Source organism: Parabacteroides sp. FAFU027 (assembly GCF_022808675.1).
Lineage (GTDB): Bacteria > Bacteroidota > Bacteroidia > Bacteroidales > UBA7332 > CAXXIC01.
Genome location: NZ_JAKZKV010000001.1, coordinates 435,871 through 458,357 on the forward strand (window position 1 = coordinate 435,871; position 22,487 = coordinate 458,357).

At 37.4% G+C, this 22,487-nt stretch carries 19 protein-coding genes and 1 pseudogene; all 20 read left to right on the forward strand.

The window, feature by feature from the left end; all coding sequences use genetic code 11:
- The first annotated feature begins 183 nt into the window (after positions 1-183).
- The 20 genes and pseudogenes from MLE17_RS01950 to MLE17_RS02045 all read left to right on the forward strand — a co-directional run bounded on the left by MLE17_RS01950 (position 184) and on the right by MLE17_RS02045 (position 22,368).
- Entirely contained in the window at positions 184-1,206 is a 1,023-nt protein-coding gene (locus MLE17_RS01950) for an FAD:protein FMN transferase (RefSeq protein WP_243346175.1), read from the forward strand.
- A gap of 273 nt (positions 1,207-1,479) precedes the next feature.
- A complete protein-coding gene (locus tag MLE17_RS01955; RefSeq protein WP_243346176.1) occupies positions 1,480-2,289 on the forward strand; it encodes a polysaccharide biosynthesis/export family protein in 810 nt (269 codons plus the stop codon).
- 101 nt (positions 2,290-2,390) lie between these two features.
- Positions 2,391-4,730: a GumC family protein gene (locus MLE17_RS01960; RefSeq protein ID WP_243346179.1), complete on the forward strand. Its 2,340-nt coding sequence runs from the start codon at positions 2,391-2,393 to the stop codon at positions 4,728-4,730.
- 93 nt (positions 4,731-4,823) lie between these two features.
- A complete protein-coding gene (locus MLE17_RS01965) occupies positions 4,824-6,329 on the forward strand; it encodes an oligosaccharide flippase family protein (protein ID WP_243346182.1) in 1,506 nt (501 codons plus the stop codon).
- Complete coding sequence (locus MLE17_RS01970; RefSeq protein ID WP_243346185.1) at positions 6,319-6,999, forward strand: CatB-related O-acetyltransferase; 681 nt, start codon at positions 6,319-6,321, stop codon at positions 6,997-6,999. The genes MLE17_RS01965 and MLE17_RS01970 overlap by 11 nt, the downstream gene beginning before the upstream one ends.
- Complete coding sequence (locus MLE17_RS01975) at positions 6,996-7,637, forward strand: acyltransferase (protein WP_243346186.1); 642 nt, start codon at positions 6,996-6,998, stop codon at positions 7,635-7,637. Before MLE17_RS01970 ends, MLE17_RS01975 begins: the two co-directional genes overlap by 4 nt.
- The gene (locus MLE17_RS01980) at positions 7,634-8,770 is read left to right on the forward strand and encodes an NAD-dependent epimerase/dehydratase family protein (protein ID WP_243346188.1); all 1,137 of its coding nucleotides are present in this window, start codon (positions 7,634-7,636) and stop codon (positions 8,768-8,770) included. The genes MLE17_RS01975 and MLE17_RS01980 overlap by 4 nt, the downstream gene beginning before the upstream one ends.
- Complete coding sequence (locus tag MLE17_RS01985) at positions 8,767-9,657, forward strand: glycosyltransferase family 2 protein (protein WP_243346198.1); 891 nt, start codon at positions 8,767-8,769, stop codon at positions 9,655-9,657. The genes MLE17_RS01980 and MLE17_RS01985 overlap by 4 nt, the downstream gene beginning before the upstream one ends.
- Before the next feature lie 3 nt (positions 9,658-9,660).
- Positions 9,661-10,767, forward strand: coding sequence for a glycosyltransferase (locus MLE17_RS01990; protein ID WP_243346200.1), 1,107 nt, complete (start codon positions 9,661-9,663; stop codon positions 10,765-10,767).
- Between the two features lie 331 nt (positions 10,768-11,098).
- Positions 11,099-12,334, forward strand: coding sequence for a hypothetical protein (locus MLE17_RS01995; protein ID WP_243346209.1), 1,236 nt, complete (start codon positions 11,099-11,101; stop codon positions 12,332-12,334).
- On the forward strand, positions 12,315-13,265 hold the full coding sequence (locus MLE17_RS02000) for a DUF6492 family protein (RefSeq protein WP_243346211.1): 951 nt from the start codon (positions 12,315-12,317) through the stop codon (positions 13,263-13,265). Before MLE17_RS01995 ends, MLE17_RS02000 begins: the two co-directional genes overlap by 20 nt.
- A gap of 295 nt (positions 13,266-13,560) precedes the next feature.
- Positions 13,561-14,319 carry a glycosyltransferase family 2 protein gene (locus MLE17_RS02005; RefSeq protein WP_243346213.1) on the forward strand — a complete coding sequence of 253 codons (759 nt, stop codon included), beginning with the start codon at positions 13,561-13,563 and terminating at the stop codon, positions 14,317-14,319.
- A gap of 342 nt (positions 14,320-14,661) precedes the next feature.
- A complete protein-coding gene (locus MLE17_RS02010) occupies positions 14,662-15,045 on the forward strand; it encodes a lipocalin-like domain-containing protein (RefSeq protein WP_243346215.1) in 384 nt (127 codons plus the stop codon).
- A gap of 175 nt (positions 15,046-15,220) precedes the next feature.
- Entirely contained in the window at positions 15,221-16,651 is a 1,431-nt protein-coding gene (locus MLE17_RS02015) for a capsule assembly Wzi family protein (RefSeq protein ID WP_243346218.1), read from the forward strand.
- A gap of 118 nt (positions 16,652-16,769) precedes the next feature.
- Positions 16,770-17,774 carry a radical SAM protein gene (locus MLE17_RS02020; protein WP_262920273.1) on the forward strand — a complete coding sequence of 335 codons (1,005 nt, stop codon included), beginning with the start codon at positions 16,770-16,772 and terminating at the stop codon, positions 17,772-17,774.
- 142 nt (positions 17,775-17,916) lie between these two features.
- Positions 17,917-19,000: pseudogene (locus MLE17_RS02025) on the forward strand (mannose-1-phosphate guanylyltransferase).
- Positions 19,001-19,447: 447 nt separating this feature from the next.
- A complete protein-coding gene (locus tag MLE17_RS02030) occupies positions 19,448-19,675 on the forward strand; it encodes a ferredoxin family protein (protein ID WP_243346241.1) in 228 nt (75 codons plus the stop codon).
- 72 nt (positions 19,676-19,747) lie between these two features.
- The gene (locus tag MLE17_RS02035; RefSeq protein ID WP_243346257.1) at positions 19,748-20,824 is read left to right on the forward strand and encodes a 3-methyl-2-oxobutanoate dehydrogenase subunit VorB; all 1,077 of its coding nucleotides are present in this window, start codon (positions 19,748-19,750) and stop codon (positions 20,822-20,824) included.
- A 135-nt stretch (positions 20,825-20,959) separates the two neighbouring features.
- A complete protein-coding gene (locus MLE17_RS02040; RefSeq protein ID WP_243346260.1) occupies positions 20,960-21,721 on the forward strand; it encodes a thiamine pyrophosphate-dependent enzyme in 762 nt (253 codons plus the stop codon).
- A gap of 89 nt (positions 21,722-21,810) precedes the next feature.
- Positions 21,811-22,368, forward strand: coding sequence for a 2-oxoacid:acceptor oxidoreductase family protein (locus MLE17_RS02045; RefSeq protein WP_243346268.1), 558 nt, complete (start codon positions 21,811-21,813; stop codon positions 22,366-22,368).
- Positions 22,369-22,487 lie beyond the last annotated feature (119 nt).

Consider the following 22,487-nt stretch of genomic DNA (forward strand, 5'->3'; position numbering starts at 1 on the left):
GTACCTTTGAATCTTGAGTTAAACACCTTTTCTATAACTTCACAGCCCCCGACTCATGGCTTAAATTGAGTTGTGTTATTATATCACCCTTTAACTCTTAAGGCAATCTCTGCGACAAATATTTTGACTATTTTCGTGCCCTGACCATCAGGATGAACCTGCAACCCTTTGAACTGAAACGAAATGAATAAAAAAGCAATTATCATCACCACTTTGCTGGCCATTTTGATAGTGGTTTTTCTTCTTAACAGAAAACAAACCACTGCACCTGTTCCTTATCAGTTTAACGAAGGCCCCATATTTGGAACAACCTATCACATCAAATACCAATACGGGAAAGATGTGAAGCGCGAAATAGATTCTACGCTACAGATATTCAACAATTCGCTCTCGTCCTATAAACCCAACTCTATCATTTCCCGGATAAACAATAACGATCCGGATGTCGTCCCCGATAAGTTCTTTCTGACCGCGTACAAGGAAGCCATGGTTGTAGCCGAAGCCACCGACGGTGCTTACGACCCCACCGTAGCCCCTCTGGTCAACCTCTGGGGATTTGGGTTTAAAAAGAACCAGGTAGTCACACAGCAAAAAATAGACAGTCTGAAGAAATTGATTGGATACAAGAAAGTCCGATTGGCGAACAACAGGATTGAGAAAGACGATCCCCGCATCACGCTGGATCTGGCCTCCCTCTCTGACGGTTATGCCAGCGATGTCATCGCAGCTCTTCTGGAGCAAAAGGGTGTCAGCAACTACATGGTGGAAATTGGCGGTGAAGTGATGCTCAAAGGGGTAAATGCGGAAGGCAAAGCCTGGTCCATTGGCATAGACAAACCCATCGACAATCAGGCTCCAACAACGATTGACCTCGAAGCAAAAGTACAGATGACCCGGGGAGCAATCTCCACCAGCGGCAACTATCGTAATTTCTATTACAAAGACGGAAAGAAATATGCGCATACCATTGACCCGAAAACCGGGTATCCCGTCCAGCACAACCTGCTTAGCGCTACCATCGTTGCCCCCACCTGCATCGAAGCTGACGCCTACTCTACCGCTTGCATGGTGATCGGACTGGAAGAAAGCCTCGAACTGATCAGAAAACGCCCCCAATTAATAGGCTATTTTATCTATGCCGACAAAAACGGGAATATGCAGGTGAAATATACGAAAGGGTTTGAGAAGTTGCTTTCAACACACTGACCTTATATCTGCCGGTCAGTGACCTCCCGGATAAAATAAAAACCACTATTTATCGTTGAATAATGGATGCGTTTATAATACCTTTAAAACATATCTCATTCAAATACAAGCACTTCAGACCAGAATAAACAAAAAGGAGAGTTATTTAGCCAGATTATCCACATTGTTCCGCTAAAATATCTTTATCTTTACACCGGATTTGACTAAAAATCACGTTAACCCAGACAGAGTTTAAACTGAAATTCTGTTTGATTTGTATCAAATATAAAGTTTATGAACAAGATATCGTTGTTATCACTTACACTCTTTATTTTATTATTTACATCCTGTACATCCTATAAGAAAGTCCCCTATCTCCAGGGAGCTGAATCTATACCCAAAGAAGAGTTGAATAAACTCAATAAGCAATACATCCAAAAAATTATGCCCAGCGACCTGTTATCTATAACAGTGAACTCCACCACTCCTGAAGCCGCGATACCATTTAATTTACCATTAATTCCTACATCCCGGTTAGAAAACAGTGCCGGTGGAATCAACCAAACAATGGGTATGCAAACCTACCTGGTGGACCAGGAAGGAAATATAGACTTCCCTATTTTGGGGCGCTTAAATATTGGAGGCATGAGCAAACAAGAGGTACAAGACCTGATCAAATCAAAAATCTACCCCAAATACATTAAGGAAGAACCGATTATTACCGTACGATTCACTAATTATAAGGTATCCTTATTAGGGGAAATATCCAGACCTGGGACCTATGGTGTTGCTAACGAAAAAATCAATATACTGGAGGCATTGGCATTGGGTGGGGATATGACCATATACGGACGTCGAGACAACGTATTGCTGATGCGTGAAAACCTCTCCGGTGAAAAAGAAATTATCCGACTTGACCTGACCGATAAGAATCTGGTATTGTCCCCTTACTTTTTCTTACACCAGAATGACATTATATACATCCAACCCAATAAATCAAGGGCTCGTGGAGCGGATATCGGATCAGCCGAGACATTGACTATCTCGATTGTGGGTACTTTGATTTCACTGACCAGCTTGCTGGTTACCGTATTAGTTAAATAATATTGCACAAGAAACATCATGACAAAGAGAGTAAGTGTCAGCAAAGAAACATCCTCTTTCGACTGATGATCCAAGACTCACGACACACTACTTAAACAAAGATGGAATTACATTACCCAAGAGAAATAAAAGAGCAAGAAGAAGATAGCAATTTAAGCATCCACGATATCATACACCACATTGGCAGATATTGGAAATGGTTTGCTGTTTCTGTGTTGATTTGCCTGGCGGCAGGTGTTTTCTATGCTATGAAACAGACTCCAACCTTTAATGTCTATGCCTCCATCCTGATTAAAAGTAAAGAAGACTCTAATCCTATGCAAAACCAGATGGATGTACTTGACAACTCCAGCCTATTGGGAATGAAAGACAATGTACTTGATGAGATTGAGGTAATCAACAGCAAGTTATTACTCACAAAGGTGGTAAACCAACTGAAGTTGCATACTACATATTTCAGGAATAAAGGGCTGAAAGAGCTCGAACTTTATCAAAATAGTCCTATTTGCGTATCTATGCTCCCCGAAAATCAGGACACACTGGCGGCTCCGGTTATTATGAATATAAAATGTAACAACGGGAAAATATCAGTAGAAGGGCAGATGAAAAAGGGAACCTTTAGTTCTGTAAAGTTTGAAAAAACATTTACATCCCTGCCTGCCGCAATATCCACCCCTATGGGTATAATCCGCCTTACAGCCAGCAAACAACTGTCAGAAGGCAACTATAAAGTAACATTACTAAGTCCGTTTACAGCTGCCTCCGCATTACAAAACAGCCTGTCCGTAGAGCTTAAAAACAAGAAAGCCAATGTTATTACGCTTTCTGCCACGACAAAAGATATAAGGAAAGGACAAGACATTATTGCCTCACTGATCCACTTCTATAATGAAGCCTCCATTGAAGAAAAAAACAAAACCGCCTACAATTCCATTAAGTTCATCAACGAGCGCCTGGGACTGATTACCGGTGAACTCACCGATGTTGAAAAGCAGGTAGAAAACTACAAACAGGCGAATAAGCTAACCGATATCCAGCAAGAGTCAAAGCTCTATATTGAGCAAACGGGAGACTACGACAAACTACGCTTAGACAACGAGACACAACTCAATCTGGTGCAATTTGTGGATCAATACATCCGAAAAGAAGAAAACAAATTTGGAATTGTCCCCAATATCGGGCTCAAAGACGAGGCTCTGTTGAATGTCCTCAATGAGTACAACAAAATACTCTTCCAACGGGAACGCTTGATACGTACCACAGCAGCTGACAACCCGGTAATCGTGGATCTTGACAGACAAATCCGCTCCATGCGTACTGCTATTTTCGCCAGCATCGAAAGTTCGCGCAAAGGACTATTGATAGCAAAGCAAAATCTGGAACAACAGGGTTCAACGGTCTCTTCACGTATAAAATCTGTCCCTCGTCAGGAACGTGAATTCCTGGAAATCAAACGACAGCAGGAAATTAAGGCCGCCCTCTATACCTACCTGTTGCAAAAACGGGAAGAGAACAGTTTAACTCTCGCGATTTCTGTACCGGCAGCACGAATTATTGAGTCGCCCATTCCGGATGACAAACCCGCCTCCAAAGGTGCTTCATTTTTCCTTGTAATTGCATTGATTGCAGGGTTGATACTCCCGGTTTTTGTCATTATCCCGAAAGAGATCCTCAATGTACGACTCTCTGAGAAATCACAGCTGGAACGCATGACCGATGTTACGATACTTGGAGAACTACCCGATTACAATGGCAATGATACCATTGTCGTTCGACCAGGTAATCGTGAACCCATTGCCGAAATGTACCGACTAATGCGTACTAATCTTCAGTTTATCCTTAACGATAAACACAAGAAGGTCATTAATATTACCTCTACCGAACCGGGAGAAGGCAAATCTACCTTCTCTATCAATATGGCGATGACCCTGGCCCTGACCGGTAAAAAGGTGATTATGGTAGGATTGGATATACGAAAACCGTCTCTTGCGAGCTATATCAATATGACAGACGAACATGGAATTACATCCTATCTATCCGGGCATCATACCAACCTGGAGAAGTTGGTCAAAAAAACCCATTTGCATGAAAATCTATTCATTCTCCCGGCAGGAACCGTACCTCCCAATCCCAATGAATTGCTGCTCAGAGAGTCGTTGGATGACCTGTTTGCCATTTTGCGTAAAGATTTTGATTATATTGTAGTAGATACAGCTCCTGTTGGCCTGGTTTCTGACACCTTCCTGCTTGATCGTATTGCAGATGCTACACTTTATATATTCCGACTAAATTATTCACACAAGAATAACATCAAGATAATCAATGACATTGCAAAGAATAAGAAGCTGAAGAATATGTATATTGCCCTGAAAGGTTGCAACCTGAAATCAAACCCTTATGGATATGGAAAAGGTAAGAATGGGTATTATGGAAATAAGTAGCTCTGCACTTATATATCCAATCTAACCGGACGTCAATACAAACCTCTCAACTACTTTATAGTACAATAAAAACAAATTCAAAAGAATTCAAACTTGAAAAATCATAAAGTAAAACTAAATGTTATAAGCTCAGCAAGTCAGGTTATTATAATTGGGCTTGTGTACTTTTTTTTATACAAGTACTTATTAACTCAACTAAATATAGAATTGCTTGGCGTATGGTCTGTAGTACTGGCAACTTCATCATTAGCCAACCTTGCAAACTTCGGCATATCAAGCTCTGTAGTTCGATATGTAGCGCTATATAGCACGGAAAACGATGTTGAAAAGATCAAAAAACTCGTGTTTACATCTGGGCTTTTTTTACTGGGGTTGTTTACCTTTCTTTCAGCGGTTATCTACCCTTTTGCTGGGTTTATATTAAAATTGGCAATAAATGAAAAACACATAAATATTGCATTATCTATTTTACCATATTCTCTAATTTGCCTGATAACCAATGCTGTTGCAGGTGTTTTCTCTTCTGTTTTAGATGGGCTTCAAAAAAACTATATACGCAGTTTGGTTTTTTCAGCTTCAGCATTATTCCTTCTTGGAACAACAATTTTATTAACACCTCGATTTGGACTAAAAGGTGTTGCAATGGCCCAGGTAGCACAATCAATTTTCAGCTTGATTGGCTGTTTATTACTTGTTATACGGACAATTAAATACAATCCATTTAAATGGAACTGGAACAAACCGATATTCAAAGAGATCTTCTCTTATGGCATGAAGTTTCAGGTCATATCGCTATTCAGTATGTTTAATGAACCTGTAACAAAAGCTCTATTAGCTAAGTTCGGTGGACTTGCATTTACCGGATATTACGAAATGGCAAACCGCTTAATTATGCAAGTCAGGGGAGTCATAGTTAATGCAAATCAAAGTCTGATCCCTGTTTTAATAAACAAAGGGAAAGAAAATCATGATCATTGGTTAGCTTTTTACAAAAAGACCTTCTATTCTGTTTTTATGATTGCTCTATTTATTATAGGCTCTGTCTATTTAGGTAGTAATGTATTCTCTATTATCTGGATTGGACACGATGAAAAAGCATTCAGCAATATTGTAACAATACTCTCGTTTAGCATCTTTATCAACTTGTTATGTAGTCCAGCATATTTCTCTGTACTAGCAGACGGCAATCTGAACATATTGATTAAATCACAATTCTGGATTGCTGCAATCAACCTAGTACTCGGCATTAGTTTCGGTTTATTTTATAACGGATACGGAATTGTAATTGCGGGTTTCCTTTCCATCTTATTTGGCACAGTATATTTAACAATCAATTTTCATAAGAGTAAAAACACAAGTCTGAATTACATAATATCTGGAACAAATATAAAACTATTCACCTTAATGTCGTGTATAATATTCACTGCAAAACATTTCATCAACGGGCAACTGTTTACACTTCAAATCCAAATAGGTTTAGTCTGCCTTACCTTGTTCATATACACTTTAGTTTTTTTCTATAGTTATATACTGAATCGCCTACCTCAAAATATTGTTAACGCAATACCTGTATTTAAATCTAAGAAAAATGCCATTTGACAGAAGCTATTTACAGAATCCTATTTGGGAGTATTTTAAATGGTTATTTACTAAAGTGAGATATCAGAAGAAATACAAACATCTAAGAATTGGATACAAAACCAAACTTTCGAATGTAAAGTTTGGAGAATATAATTGGACAACTAAAAATGTAATTATTGAGAATTCAACAATTGGAGACTTTTCCTATGTATCAGACAATTGTGTAATTTTAGAAAGTGTAATAGGAAAGTTTTGCTCAATCGGCCCCAACGTCAGAACAGCACCTGGTAAACATCCAACAAAAACTATTGTTAGTACGCATCCTGCAATTTATTCTAGGCCTCATTATTGTTTAAAAAATTTCTCAAAAACAGACCATCATAAACCATATCGTAAAGTTATGATTGGAAATGATGTATGGATAGCTGCAAATGTAATAATTGCTGATGGCGTTAAAATTGGAGATGGTGCAATTATAGCAGCAAATTCAGTAGTAACAAAAGATATTGAACCTTATTCTATCGTGGGAGGTACGCCTGCTAAATTTATTAGAAATCGATTTGAGCCTAAAGAGATTGAATTTCTACTTAAATTTGAATGGTGGAATAAAGATCATTTATGGATAGAAGAAAACGTTGATTACTTAATTGACATAAAAAAATTCATGTCATTATCTCAGTACAAATGAAAGATAAAATAAATCACCTGATAGATTTCATACATCGCAAAATAGATAGCATCTTTTATTTTGCAACCATTTACCCCATTTACAAAATTCGATTTCGAGAAATTGGATACAAAACAAGGATTATGAGCCCTCTCCTAATTACCCCTTCTTTTATAAGAATCAAGAACAAAGTATCTGTAAGAAATGGAGCGCGAATTGAAGGAGTCTCAGTTTATTTAACAAAAACTTATTCACCTGACATTTTAATAGAAGACAATGTTACGATTGAACAAAACTCACATATAACCTGTGCAAATAAAATAACCATATCAAAAAACACTGCAATTGCAGCCAACGTGACAATTACTGACATTGACCACCCATATATAGACATCAACACACCTCCTGAAAAACAGGAATTAAACGTTGGATTTGTTTTTATAGGCGAAGACTGTAAAATATATAACAATTCTGTCATTTTACCAAATGCTCAAATAGGGAAACATACAATAATTGCTGCGAATAGCGTCGTATTAGGAAAAATATACCCTGCATATTGTGTTCTAGCTGGCATTCCAGCAAGAATAATTAAACGATATAGCTTTGAAACAAATAGTTGGAAAAAGACAGACTCACAAGGAAATTTTTTAGAAGTATGAAAAATGTATTAATCACTGGTGGAGCCGGATTTATTGGCTCAAATATAGCACTAAAACTTATTGCTAAAGGTTATAACGTTACAATTCTGGATAGTCTATCACCACAGATACACGGAGAAAACCCCGAAATTGATTCACCATTATATTTAACAATAAAGGGGAAAGTGAATTTTATCAAGGGAACTGTAACATCAAGAACTGACTGGCAGTCCGCCCTGGAAAACCAGGACGCAGTTATACACTTAGCCGCAGAGACAGGAACAGGACAATCAATGTACGAAATACAACGTTATGTAGATATAAATATCGGAGGAACCGCTATCTTATTGGATTTATTGGCCAATACAACTCATAATGTAAAAAAAGTCATTGTAGCTTCATCCCGTGCAATTTACGGTGAAGGCAAGTACAATTGCCCTAAACACGGCATTGTATATCCGACAGAAAGACTTGACAAAGAAATGGCACAAGGAGACTTCGCCTGTAAATGTCCATCATGTCATCAAACAGTTGAATTATTACCGACAACTGAAGATAGCAAAATTCATCCAACTTCTGTATATGGCATAACTAAACAAAATCAGGAACAAATGGTATTAACTGTCTGCAAATCCCTTGGAATAGCTGCTGTTGGCTACAGATACCAGAATGTATATGGACCCGGACAATCATTATCAAATCCATACACAGGAATTCTTTCCATATTTTCTACCCGTATTAAAAACGGTAATCCGATAAACATTTTTGAAGATGGCAAAGAAACCCGTGATTTTGTATATATTGAAGATGTAGCTGACGCCACTATGCTTGGATTGGAAAAAGATGAAGCCAACGGTCAGGTTTACAACGTCGGCACCGGTGTTTCAACGGATGTAATTACCGTAGCTCAAACCCTGAGTAAGAATTACGGTATTAGTGTCCCAATGACTATATCTGGAAATTATAGATTAGGAGACATTCGCCATAATTTTGCAGACATTTCCAAGGCACAAAGAGAACTCGGCTTCGCTCCCAAGTGGAGCTTTGAAAGAGGAATCGCGGCATTTACGGAGTGGGTAACCGAGCAAACAATTCCAGCGGATAAATATGAGGACTCGATTGAAGAAATGAAAAAGAAAGGACTTTACAAATGAGTAAAAAAATTGGAATTGTTACTGTTTTATACAACAGTCAGTCTGTTTTAGATGAATTCTTTGAGACGCTAGAGAGGCAACTCTACAGAGACTTTATATTGTACGTAGTTGACAATAAATCTCCGGATAATTCCCTGAATTTAAGTAAAGATCTTTCACAAAAGACAACATTTAAAACCGTGATTATAGAAAACGACTATAATTACGGGGTTGCTAAAGGAAATAATATCGGCATAAAAGCAGCTTTAAAAGATGACTGTGATTACATCCTTTTGTCCAATAACGACATTCGTCTCGAAGACGATACGATTTCGAACCTAATGCTTTCAGTTGTTAAGGAAAATGCACTATTAGCGGTTCCAAAAATATACTATTATGGGAGCAATAAAATATGGTGTGCGGGAGGTGAGTTTACCAAACGTTCAGGAATGACACGCCATTATCACGTAAGAGAAGAAGATTTGGGGCAATGTGATACACAAAAAATTGTTGCCTATTCTCCAACTTGTTTTATAGTTATAGCTAAAGAGGTATTCAATAAGATTGGAATAATGGATGAGGAATACTTTGTATATTTTGATGATACCGATTTTATGTATCGAGCATACAAAGCTAAAATACCTTTGCATTATTTCCCAAATTCTAAATTATATCACAAAGAAAGCGTATCAACAGGATACAAAAGTCCATTTTCCATTTACTATCATACTCGAAATATACTTTTATTCAACAGTAAATTCCGATCAAAAACATATTTATATTACATGATAGTGAGGATGTTTGTGTTTTTAACAGTAAAGTTGCCTTTTTCAGCGAATAAAAACACGCTGAAATCAGGCTATAAAGGTCTATACGATGGAATTAAACTATGCTTCAGAAAATATTAATCAATGAAGGTAGCGATAATAACAGGAGCTGTCCCGCCCGCGAAATGCGGTGTCGGAGACTACACAGATGTGCTGATTTCAAATCTCATCAATGCAGGTATCAAAATAGATGTAATTACAGATATCAAATATGGTGAGAATAATAAAGGTTATGTTCTACACAATGTAATAAAGCACTGGTATGGAATTTCATTTTTCATCACTGTTCTCCGGGTTTTAAAAGAGATCAATTGCGATATTGTTCATATACAATATCCGACAATTAGCTACAAAGGTTTTATTGAAATCAATCTTTTACCCATTTTATTAAGGATAAAAGGATATAAGGTTGTATATACACTTCACGAGTATAGCCAGAGACCTCTGATGTCAAGGATACGACGTTGGCCGAGCGTTAAAGCCTCACATAAAGTGATCGTTGTAGAAGACACTTTTAAGATCGATTTAGAACGTCTTCGACTAATAACATCTCGAGAAAAAACCGAGGTTATTTATATTGGTTCAAACATACCGAAGTCAAATGCCGCAGAAGGAGACCTATTAAGACTTAGAAGCCAGTTATTTGGCAACTACAACGGTTTAATAGCTTCATATTTCGGTTTTGTAAATTCAAACAAGGAATTAGTCACAACTATTGAAACAATGCATACTCTAAACAAAGAGCATCGTTTATTCTTTAAACTGCTAATTATTGGAGAACTAACCCCATCTGATGCTTATCAAAACGAAATACTTAAACGAATACACGAGTATAAGTTAGAGAATGAAATCAAAACCGTCAAGTATCTACCCAAAGAGGAAGTCGGAAAACATATTGCTTGTTCTGATTTTGCAATTGCTCTTTTTAGCAACGGAGTTTCGATTAGAAATGGAAGTTTTTTGGCACTATACCAAGAAGGAATTAAAGTCATTACCACAAAACCAAAAAATCATTATCCTATCAAGTTAAACAACGCTATCTTTTTAAACAGCAATTCTGTTTCAGAATTAAAATCAGCATTGCAACAATTACAAACATTAAATCTAAATAAGAACCTCGGAGATATTATCAACTGGGATAATATAGCTCAAGAACATATTAGAATTTACAATTCAGTTTACCGTCTTTGAGATATTCATTTCCGCCTCACTAAAGAATGATACTAAGACTTACACCTATTAGATTTAAATATAGAAATTTATTTGTCAGATTCAAAACGAATTATGGCGCTAATCCTTCTGTATATTGTAATATCTAAAACTTACAACTCATATCCAAAGGCCTCGGTGAATAAAACCTCAAAAGACTATTGTTTTTATGTTTGAATATAAACCCGCAATAAAAGTAACAGCACCAACTTGTGAATAAACTAGAGCAACATGTGATATACGCGTTGAGCTTGCTATAAGAAAGCATACAGACATCGAACTCATATTGCATAATGCCAAAATAAAAGACTACATGAGAGAAGCTTTTTTTTACATATACTTACTATTTCAGTTCAATTTCCTTGGATTGATGTATGATGATAGCCAATCATATAATTTGGTTCGTCTATTGGGTGGCATTACAATCATTGCATTGATTTTGAACGTAAATAAGATTAAGCTTAAAGGCAAATTTACCTGGATCATTCTTTTCCTTATGTTATATGTATTACTAGAGATTCTAATATCATCAATATTATATAGCACCTCAATTCATGTGATGTTCGCCTTTTCTTTAGGATTCGCTACTTGCTTGGCTTATTTTTTATTTAACAATGTAGAGCATGAGCGTTTAACACGACGTTTATGCTGGTTCTCTACTATAACTATTACGATCCTGACCTCACTCTATTTAATATTCATCTTTACAGGGGCTGAGCCATTAATTAAATTTAGCGAAATACCATTACGCATGGGTGTGCAAAGAATTTATGTTGGCGCATATCTTTTCCCATACTGCTTCATTTTGGCGCTATCAAAAATTATTAGATATTCAAACCTTAAGCAACGAATCCCTCCTCTATATATAATAACGTTGGCACTTACGTTATTTGACTTATTCTTTTTCATAATGACAAGAGCGTATCTTGTTATTCTTTTATTTGTAGCATTTGTAATGATCCTCGTTTTTTTAAAATGGAAACCCAAAATCTATCTTTTTATCACGATAGCTTTTTTCATTCTTATTATTGGTATTAATAACATAGGAATCCTCAAGGCCTATATTGAATTCTCTCAAGATGCAGACAGCGACACTATGAGCATAAGATATGCCGCTATGAATTATTATTTCAATCAAACAATTAATGGAAATTTCATTACCGGTTTAGGATTCATCAAACCTGACAGCTATGCACTTAGGACATTATTAAATGGGCCTCATGAAGAATTTTATCGTGAAGATGTGGGGATCTGGGGTTTTTTTAATACATTTGGACTTATCGGCTTATTATGGTTTATATCATATATACTAAGAGCGACTCAAATTGTAATGATCAAATTCAAGGCAAAAACAATTTATAACAACCCCGAGTTTTTTGGTATATTATTATTCTTTATCTTAGCTCAGTTCTCAACAATAAATATAATTGATTACGGAGGTATTGGTGCATTACCTATTATATCACTTTTATTAAATAGCAACATCAAGAAAGGTCCAAACCTAAAACAACTTATAATAGCAAAGCAAAATGCAAGCACCAAAATTTGATCTTATTATCCCTATTGTAAGGAAGGATCTCTCTCTAATATTAGACAATCTCAAACTATTAAACCACAACATAAAAGCACAAAATATTATTTTCATTGGAGAAGAAGACTTGACTGAATTATTTACTGGGATTCCAAATGTAAAATTCATATGTGAGAATAATATGATCGAAGGTCTGACCAAAAAAGAAATTGAAAATATTAAAACCTCAATAACTGGAGATGCAAAAAGATCCGGATGGTATTTTCAGCAATTCTTAAAAATGGGATATTCCTGTATTTGTGAGAATGAATATTACTTAGTTTGGGACAGCGATACAATCCCTCTAAAAGAAATAGATTTTTTCTCAAGCGCAGCCAAACCCTATCTATCTTTTAGGGAATATGCCAAATATGATGAATGCTATAGCAAAACAATTGAACACCTAATACAGGATAATCCAATAAAGAAAGATTCCTCAAAATCATTTATAACAGAACATATGCTTATCAATGCTTCCATTATGAGAAAATTAATAAGCGACATTGAAGCTAATATTTCATTGGCCGGGAATAAGTTTTATGAAAAGATAATGCATGCAGTAGATCCAAAATACATTAACCTATCGGGGTTCAGTGAATTTGAAACATACGCAGCATATATCCTTAAAAACTTTTCAAATGAATATTCTCTTAGACACTGGAACAATCTTCGATGTGGAAAAGTGTTTATTGGAAATAAACCTACCAAAGAACAATTAAGTTGGATTTCAACCTCTTTTAGTACTGTATCAATAGAAAAGTACGATTCACATTGGATTATCTTCAAGGTATTCAACCAACTTAAACTTGATAAGCTTTTAAGTTTTCATTATGTATATATTACGTGTATCCCCATTATTTCAGTTCTATATTCATTAAGATTAACTTTAAGAGCATTTATAAAAAGGTAAAGCTTTTTCCACTCAAAAAATTATTACCTATGATAACCAAATTGCGTGTGATAGATTATCTTTCAATATCCAATCACTCTAAAACGACTTATTAGAGTCAAAGTAGGGAAATTATTACAACAAATCCGCATACCAACCGTTATTTACTGTTGGGTCTAAAGTATTATATAAAAACATAACGTATTTATCACCCATTCTCTGTATTTCGGCACAAAAGGTCCATCTTTAGAAAGATTACCTAAGAACGAAAAATACAAGTGGTATATATACAAAAGCATTTTTTAAAGACAAAACAATGAAAGTATCCATCATTACTACTTGTTACAATCGAGCATATACCATTAAGGATGCAATAGAAAGTGTCTTAAACCAAGATTATCCCTTAATTGAATATATAATAGTAGATGGAGCATCTACTGACGAAACCATGGAGATCGTCCATCAATACAGTAACAGGATCACTAAGATTGTATCAGAACAAGACAGAGGAATGTACGAGGCAATCAACAAAGGGATTAGAATGGCCACTGGTGATATCATAGGACTGATGCATTCGGATGATGTGTTTTATAATAATCAAGTCATCTCCAGTATTGTTGCAGCCTTTAAAAGATATAATCCAGATATGATTTATGGAAATGGGATTTTTGTTGACGCCAAAAATCATAATCGCACTGTCAGAAACTGGATCAGTGGAAAAAAACGACACAAACGTTTTAAGCTAGGATGGCTCCCTTTGCATACTACCACTTATTTTAAAAGTGAAGTGTTAAAGAAATATGGCCTTTACAATGAAACATATCAAATCGCAGCTGATACTGAATTTCTAACACGATACATGTATAAATACAAAATAAAAACACACTATTTAAATCAATATATTGTTAAAATGAAAATAGGAGGTGCCAGTACTGATTTAAAAAAAGCAATAATTAAATGGAGCGAAGACATACGTGTATATAGACGATACAACCTAAATCCATATATCGCCTTACCTGCTAAAATACTACTTAAAACGCCTCAACTAATTACCAGAAAGAGACTTACAGAATAACAAATATTGGGTATAGAAAAACCAATATAATACAATTACCATATTGCAACACCCAACACTCTCGTCTTTCTAACTGAATATTTGAACTAAAACACATAAAAAGCACTCCAAATACACAGTTTTATATCGTATAACTTAGTGACTATATTGACACGCAATAGAACAGAAACACCCCATCTATACTTAAAACAAAGACTTCGGCGAATGAACAAATAATCGGCATGCCCCATACACTTATCAACAATAAAAAAAAGCAGAAATCGAGACAACAGAAAACCACAAGTCACAAATACGACATTTGAAGTGTTATACGCTGCCTGAATATCAAACAATTTAATACCAATGAAACGAATACTCTGGCTTTTCTTGCCCATCATATATATAGCCTGTTCCAATGAATTTGAAGATCAATTAAGAGGACAATGGCAATTGCAAAGCATAGTTATGAACGGAAAAGATTCTCTGCCGGAAATACCGTCATACTACTGTTTTCAAAACAGCGTATTTCAGATTAAAGACAAAAGCGGAATGGCTTTTGGCAGGTATTATAAAAAAGATGATTCTCTATGTATTATCTTTGAAGACAGTCTACAAGCAGAGGCGCTTCTTAACATGAAATACACCGATTGGAAGTCTGCCTACAGATCCTTCTATATTTCAGAACAAACCCCAAAGCACATATCCCTTAAAGACAAAAACAAAACTCTTAATTTCAGGTACTATTAATTTCGGACAACTATAATAACTTGTTTACATTTGCACAAATGTAAACAGGTTAAATAAAAGCGAATAGGCTCCTTTGAGTTTTGCAACAAAAGTAATCTTTGGTTTCACGTTTAGAATCTATTTAGATATAACTTAAACAGACCTCAAAACATATAAGCAAGAATACTAAAAAACAATGATAAATAGTCCCAAGATACAGAAAGCCTCACTGATATTAAGCGTGTGTATTAATATCTCCCTACAGTTTGGATTTGCTCAAGCACAGATACATACACAAATAGAGAGTGAATGCAATTCGAGCAACGGACAAAGTCCATTTTGGTTTACAAACAACAGACAAGGCATTTCTACTCTAAAAAATGAAAATGACTATTTAAAGGCTGGTTTATTTCGTGAAATGAACGATACCAGCAAATTTGATTACCAACTTGGACTAGATATTGTAGAGGCTCAAAACTATCCATCTAGCTTTTTCATACAACAACTCTATGGTGACATTCGGTATAAAAAATTTATATTTTCCCTCGGAAGTAAAGAACGGTGGGGAATACTAAAAAACCCTGAGCTAAGTAGCGGGGGATTATCATGGTCAGGAAATGCAAGGCCTATCCCTCAAGCCCGACTGGAAACAAATGGGTACCTAAGCTATCCATGGCTGTTAAACAATCAGTTAAAAGTAAATGCTGCATTATCATATGGTATCTTTTCGGACTATCAGTTTATTAAAAGAACTGCAGGAAGTAGTATAAACAATGTATTTTATCATAATAAGACACTGATTCTTCAATATGATATCCCACAAACACAATGGAGCACATCTATTGGTTTAGAATCACATTCACAATTCGGAGGATACCGAAAAGATCTAAAACAATTCCTCTTAATAACTATCCAAGCACAGGGAGACAGCAAAAGCTCAAAAGAAGATAAGCTTTATATGATTGGGAGCTCCCGTGGTAGTTGGCACATAATGCCGACCTATCATACTAATAACTACAATTTAAGTGTTTATCTAGAAAACTTTTTTGAAGATTTCTCTGGAATGGCAAAACAAAATAGACTAGATGGAATTTGGGGCTTGGAATATAAACGGACTGATAAAAAACAAGGAATAAGCGGAATAGTTTTAGAGTATCTACAAACTACTGATCAAAGTGGTCCTGTCAATTGGGTTATTCATGACCACCCCGGGACACAATTGCTTGCTGAATCACCCAAAGGGAATGATGGTTATTACAAAAGTGAATTCAATGGCATATGGGCTCATTGGGGAATGATTAATGGAAATCCATTACTTACATCTTCTATTTATAACAATTACTCAACTGTGGTATTCAATAATAGAGTTAAGGCTTTTCATTTTGGAATATCCGCATTATTCAATAAAGAGTGGAGTACAAAAATTATCTCCACATACACAAGAGGGTGGGGAACTTATGATAAACCATTCAATGATATCACAAATGATTACATGTCATTGGTAGAACTACATTACACACCGTTAAAACTCAAAAACTGGAGGCTTACGATAGCCGGAGCTTTAGACAGAGGAGACTTATACGGAAACAATACCGGAATCAGCTTAAAATTAAGATACCGACGATAAAGTTTTATAGTCAAACAACAACAGAACAAAAACCATCTGTATTTTATAATGAAAGGTCAACGATCAACGTTACAAGCAACAAAGTCCCTACATTATATAACAAATAAACAAAGCTCCCATGGGTCCCATTTACAAGTTACTAAAATACAGCAAGATAATAAAAAGCCATAGAGTTAAGAGTTTCGGTATATACTTGTTATACCTTTTACGGAGACGCTATCTGGCAATTTTTTTTGATCCGGTATTAAATTGCAACTTACGTTGTCAAATGTGTTACTTTAGTGATAGTGAGAAAAGAAAAAAAATGCAGGGCATCTTTCCCAAAGATAATCTAATAAAATTGTCTGATGCACTGTTTCATCGTGCATTAAAGCTCCAGATTGGATGTGGTGCAGAACCATCGCTCTACAAACACAACCAGGAAATTATACTTCTCGCCAAAGAAAAAGGCATTCCGTTTATATCGATGACTTCGAATGGCAACTTACTGGATAAGAAAACCGTTAAGACATTTATTGAATCAGGCCTGAATGAATTAACACTTTCATTACACGGTGTAAAAAAAGAAACCTATGAGCACCTTATGACAAATGCCTCTTATGACAGATTTCTATCCATACTAGAAGCTGTCAGAGAGTTAAAAGAAGATTACCCTAACTTCCAATTGCGCATCAATTATACTATTAACAATTCCAATATCGATGAATTAGCCCTTTTCTTTGACAAGTTTGGCCACATTCCAATTAATGTTATTCAACTGAGACCTATACAGAAAATGGGAGAAACAGCCTATGCCGATTTTTCCATAGAGGGTATTATTCAGAAATACGATCAGACTATTGGAAAAGTAATCAATGAGTGCCATAAACGCAATATCACATGTATTGCCCCGACTTTACAGTTATTACAAAAGGACAATAATAATGACAGCATGTTGGTAGAATCTACCTACTGCTATATTTCGCCAAACTATATCTGGAGAAATGATTTTGATTATCTAAATGAAACCTTCGAACAATATTCATCTCGAACTCAAATGAACAAATTGCTTTGGAATGAGATTTTCCGCAAGAAATCGGATTACATTTCAAACAAAAGGAATCTGAACTATACTGTAAACTGATTTCCGAATGATATAAAGTCATTATATGACACTCATTAAAGAAAACTATTCGGAGACAACAATGTATGAGCCTAAAAATAAACACAGGCATTTTCAAAAAACAATAAATCACACAACACACTATTAGCTAACACATATTTATATGGAAAATAAATCAACTATTTCAATAAACAACAACTATCTGATCATCATGGCCGGAGGAGTCGGCAGTCGCTTCTGGCCAATGAGTACCAGCGATTGCCCCAAGCAGTTTCTGGATGTTTTAAACATCGGGCGTACTTTATACAGCAAACCGCCGACAGGTTTGAAGGAATAGTGCCCAAAGAGAATATCATGGTGGTCACCTCTCAGAAATACAAACTGCTGGTTCGTGAGCAACTGCCCTTTTTAACTGATAATCAAATCTTGTTGGAGCCCTGTATGAGGAATACTGCCCCATGTATAGCATACGGCGTATGGAAAATAATCAAGCGCAATAAGCTGGCGAATATCATAGTTGCCCCGAGTGACCACCTGATCACCCGTGAAGAGGATTTTAAGAACGTTATAAACGAAGGAATCCGTTTTATCGCATCGACCGAGTCACTCTTAACACTGGGTATGAAAGCGCACAAAGCAGAAACCGGCTATGGTTATATCCAAGCTTCCCTTCAAAGCGCTATTGAAGGTTACACTCAACTCTATCCGGTGAACCGCTTTGCCGAAAAGCCAAATAAAGCTACCGCAGAGCAATATCTTTTGGATAGAGACTACTTCTGGAACTCAGGAATCTTTCTGTGGTCTGCACGCAACATCGAAAAAGCGATTCGCTCCTACCTACCAGAAGTTGCCGAAATCTTTGATAAGGGTACTAACCTTTTCGATACAGCAAGCGAGCAGGAGTTTATCAATGAAGAATTCCCCAAATGCACCAATATATCGGTCGATTATGGAATTCTGGAAAAAGCCGATAATATTTATGTAAAAACAGCGGACTTTGGATGGTCTGACTTAGGCACCTGGGGTTCTCTTCACGAGCAATCTGATAAGATAGGTGAAGGAAATGTTGTTATGGGGAAATTCGCACATTCGAGACACAAGACTCCATCATACGCATCTTCAGCGATAAAAAAGTAGTAGTCCAGGGCCTGAACAACTACATCGTAGTAGATACCGGCGAAGCCTTACTGATTTGCAATAAAGACGAAGAACAACGCATAAAGGAATTTCAGGCAGAATTTCTTTGAATTCATACCTGATTTGAATTCAATCAATGGTTATAGAGAAAGGGTTGCTTTACGGACCTTTCTTCCTTTGTATGAAAATATTGTATACTAATATACGTGACTACTTAAAGCGACAATTAATTACAACTTCAGTTTTTCATCCACACATGAAAAATCAACAAAATCTAAACACAAACACCTCTTTCTGGTCTGTTTTTTAGTCTCATTTACTCTTCGCCACAACCAACCAATATAATTCCACACAACATTATTTATCTATCTTTAGAGTTCCAAGATCCACTTGCACATCCCCAAATCAAATTACCCTAATTAACGATATTTCATTCTTATTCAGAGACAAACACACCCCAGACATCTTCAAAGATTGATTTTTCTTCCCTTAAACTATCGGATAGTGAAGTAAAATAGCGTAAATTTGCGAGCATTATCAAACCAAAAACGACTTTTATGGCTAAAGTAAAAGGGACTGTCGTAATCAATACGGAGCGATGTAAAGGATGCAACCTGTGTGTGGTAGCCTGCCCTTGCAATGTATTGGATCTGCAACCCAAAGAGGTAAACAACAGAGGATATCACTACGCCTACATGGATAAACCCGATGCATGCATCGGCTGTGCAGCCTGTGGCTATGTATGTCCGGACGGATGTATTACCGTTTACAAAACTAAGTTATAAGGAAATTTGTTTATACCTGAGCGCTTCCGGCGAACGGAGGCAAAATCGTAAAAACAAACATCAAAAAAAACAATGAAGGAAGAAATAAAACTGATGAAAGGTAACGAAGCAATCGCCCACGCCGCAGTACGCTACGGTGCGGATGGATACTTTGGTTACCCGATTACCCCTCAGTCAGAGATACTGGAAACACTGATGGAGCTTCACCCCTGGACATCGACCGGTATGGTTGTATTGCAGGCAGAAAGTGAAGTAGCCGCTATCAATATGGTATATGGCGGTGCGGGTTGTGGAAAGAAAGTAATGACCTCCTCTTCGAGCCCGGGCGTGAGCCTCAAACAAGAAGGAATCTCATATATCGCAGGAGCTGAATTGCCTTGCCTTATCGTAAATGTCATGCGCGGCGGCCCGGGACTGGGTACTATCCAACCGAGTCAGGCAGACTATTTCCAGACGGTAAAAGGCGGAGGTCATGGCGACTATAAACTAATCACCTTGGCTCCTGCATCTGTTCAGGAGATGGCAGATCACGTGGGTTTAGGATTCGAACTGGCATTCAAATACAATACACCGGCCATGATACTGGCTGACGGTATCATTGGCCAAATGATGGAAAAAGTAAAACTCCCCCCCCAACATCCAAGGCTCACCGAAGAGGAAATTGAAAAAAACACACCATGGGCTACTTTAGGAAAACCTAAAGGGGGCAAACAACGCGTAATCACTTCTCTGGAGCTCGACCCGGCAGAGATGGAAAGACGTAACCTGAAATTCCAGGCCAAATTTCGTGAAATTGAGGCTAAAGAGGTGCGCTACGAAGAAATTTCCTGTAAAGATGCTGAATACCTGATCGTTGCATTTGGCTCTAGCGCCCGCATCTGCCTGAAAGCTGTAGAGTTGGCTCGCGAAGAGGGCATCAAAGTCGGACTGCTGCGTCCGATTACCTTATGGCCTTTCCCTACTGATGCCATTAATTCCTACGCAGATAAAGTAAAAGGCATGCTCACTGTCGAACTAAATGCTGGACAAATGGTAGAAGACGTTCGTCTTGCTGTAAATGGTAAAATCAAGGTTGAACACTTTGGCCGTTTAGGCGGGATTGTTCCTACTCCGGATGAAGTTCTGGAGGCATTGAAGAAAATGATTTGAAAATGAAAGAATGAAAAGATTAATGACTGAAGAACCAAGATTTTGAGACAACTCCAGAAATCTTTATTTGTTGTTTATCGTCTATCTTCTTTTATCTTTTATCTAAATCAACACTCCCAATAATTAAAACAAATTATGGCAACTGATATAATGATTAATCCAGAGAATCTGGTGTACGCCAAACCCAGATTGCTCAACGACAACCATATGCACTACTGCCCCGGCTGTAGTCACGGGGTTGTACATAAACTCCTTGCCGAAGTAATCGAAGAGATGGGACTCGAAAACGAAACCATCGGGATTGCCCCTGTAGGTTGCGCCGTCTTCATCTACAACTACATCGACATCGACTGGCAGGAAGCTGCCCACGGACGTGCCCCTGCACTGGCAACTGCTATTAAGCGCCTCAATCCAAAGAAAATGGTATTTACCTACCAGGGGGACGGAGACCTTGCGGCTATCGGTACTGCTGAAACCATTCATGCCTGCAACCGTGGAGAAAACATCGCTATCATTTCGATCAACAACGGTATCTACGGTATGACAGGTGGCCAGATGGCGCCAACAACCCTGCAAGGCATGAAATCATCGACCTGTCCCGACGGACGCGAGATTGAGCTGGCCGGCTATCCGCTGAAAATTGCAGAGATGGTCGCTTTGCTTGACGGCGTTTGTTATGTTACCCGCCAGAGTGTGCATACGGTTGGTTCTGTCAAAAAGGCAAAAAAAGCAATCCGCAAAGCATTTGAAAATTCGATGCAAAATAAAGGCACCTCAATGGTAGAGATTGTTTCCACCTGTAGCTCAGGTTGGAAAATGACTCCCGACGAATCAAACAAGTGGATGGAGCAAAACATGTTCCCCCACTACCCTCTCGGTGACCTCAAAGACATTTAATTAACCCAACAGTTCAATAAGCGCGAAGATGCAATTGAGAGAAACCTTTATTGCTCCTTCGCGTTTCAACACAAAAGATACTACACAATATGACGGAAGAATTAATCATTGCCGGTTTTGGCGGACAAGGTGTACTCTCTATGGGTAAAATCCTCGCCTATTCCGGCCTGATGGAAGGAAAAGAAGTCAGCTGGATGCCATCGTACGGCCCTGAACAACGAGGTGGAACCGCCAACGTAACAGTTATTGTTAGTGATAAAAGAATAAGTTCTCCGGTATTGAACACCTTCGATACAGCCATTATTCTCAATCAACCTTCAATGGATAAATTCGAAGCAATGGTAAAACCGGGCGGCATCCTGATCTACGACAGCTACGGCATTCATAAGCCGCCAACACGCAAAGATATCTACGTTTATAGAATTGACGCCATGGATGCGGCTTCAGAAATTGATAAACGGGGATTCAACATGATTGTACTCGGTGGATTCCTTAAACTTCGCCCCATAGTCTCTCTGAAGAGTGTATTGGAAGGATTGAAAAAATCTCTGCCCGAACGCCACCATAAATTGTTGCCAATGAATGAAAAAGCCATTCAGGTAGGCATCGAGCTAATTCAGCTAATTTCGGAACCAACCACGAAATAAGACTATATTTTCACAATAAGCCACTAAATCCGAACGCTTTTCAGCAAACGGTCATTGGTGGCTTTCTGTTTTTATTTATCTGCAAATAAAAAGCAAGGTATCGCAGCCTGCCAGCATAT

What these genes read in the sequence shown, in the direction of transcription:
- MLE17_RS01950 (WP_243346175.1), top strand. Translation starts at nt 184, where the DNA reads ATGAATAAAAAAGCAATTATCATCACCACTTTGCTGGCCATTTTGATA.
- MLE17_RS01955 (WP_243346176.1), top strand. Translation starts at nt 1,480, where the DNA reads ATGAACAAGATATCGTTGTTATCACTTACACTCTTTATTTTATTATTT.
- MLE17_RS01960 (WP_243346179.1), top strand. Translation starts at nt 2,391, where the DNA reads ATGGAATTACATTACCCAAGAGAAATAAAAGAGCAAGAAGAAGATAGC.
- MLE17_RS01970 (WP_243346185.1), top strand. Translation starts at nt 6,319, where the DNA reads ATGCCATTTGACAGAAGCTATTTACAGAATCCTATTTGGGAGTATTTT.
- MLE17_RS01975 (WP_243346186.1), top strand. Translation starts at nt 6,996, where the DNA reads ATGAAAGATAAAATAAATCACCTGATAGATTTCATACATCGCAAAATA.
- MLE17_RS01980 (WP_243346188.1), top strand. Translation starts at nt 7,634, where the DNA reads ATGAAAAATGTATTAATCACTGGTGGAGCCGGATTTATTGGCTCAAAT.
- MLE17_RS01985 (WP_243346198.1), top strand. Translation starts at nt 8,767, where the DNA reads ATGAGTAAAAAAATTGGAATTGTTACTGTTTTATACAACAGTCAGTCT.
- MLE17_RS01990 (WP_243346200.1), top strand. Translation starts at nt 9,661, where the DNA reads ATGAAGGTAGCGATAATAACAGGAGCTGTCCCGCCCGCGAAATGCGGT.
- MLE17_RS01995 (WP_243346209.1), top strand. Translation starts at nt 11,099, where the DNA reads ATGAGAGAAGCTTTTTTTTACATATACTTACTATTTCAGTTCAATTTC.
- MLE17_RS02000 (WP_243346211.1), top strand. Translation starts at nt 12,315, where the DNA reads ATGCAAGCACCAAAATTTGATCTTATTATCCCTATTGTAAGGAAGGAT.
- MLE17_RS02005 (WP_243346213.1), top strand. Translation starts at nt 13,561, where the DNA reads ATGAAAGTATCCATCATTACTACTTGTTACAATCGAGCATATACCATT.
- MLE17_RS02010 (WP_243346215.1), top strand. Translation starts at nt 14,662, where the DNA reads ATGAAACGAATACTCTGGCTTTTCTTGCCCATCATATATATAGCCTGT.
- MLE17_RS02015 (WP_243346218.1), top strand. Translation starts at nt 15,221, where the DNA reads ATGATAAATAGTCCCAAGATACAGAAAGCCTCACTGATATTAAGCGTG.
- MLE17_RS02020 (WP_262920273.1), top strand. Translation starts at nt 16,770, where the DNA reads ATGGGTCCCATTTACAAGTTACTAAAATACAGCAAGATAATAAAAAGC.
- MLE17_RS02030 (WP_243346241.1), top strand. Translation starts at nt 19,448, where the DNA reads ATGGCTAAAGTAAAAGGGACTGTCGTAATCAATACGGAGCGATGTAAA.
- MLE17_RS02035 (WP_243346257.1), top strand. Translation starts at nt 19,748, where the DNA reads ATGAAGGAAGAAATAAAACTGATGAAAGGTAACGAAGCAATCGCCCAC.
- MLE17_RS02040 (WP_243346260.1), top strand. Translation starts at nt 20,960, where the DNA reads ATGGCAACTGATATAATGATTAATCCAGAGAATCTGGTGTACGCCAAA.
- MLE17_RS02045 (WP_243346268.1), top strand. Translation starts at nt 21,811, where the DNA reads ATGACGGAAGAATTAATCATTGCCGGTTTTGGCGGACAAGGTGTACTC.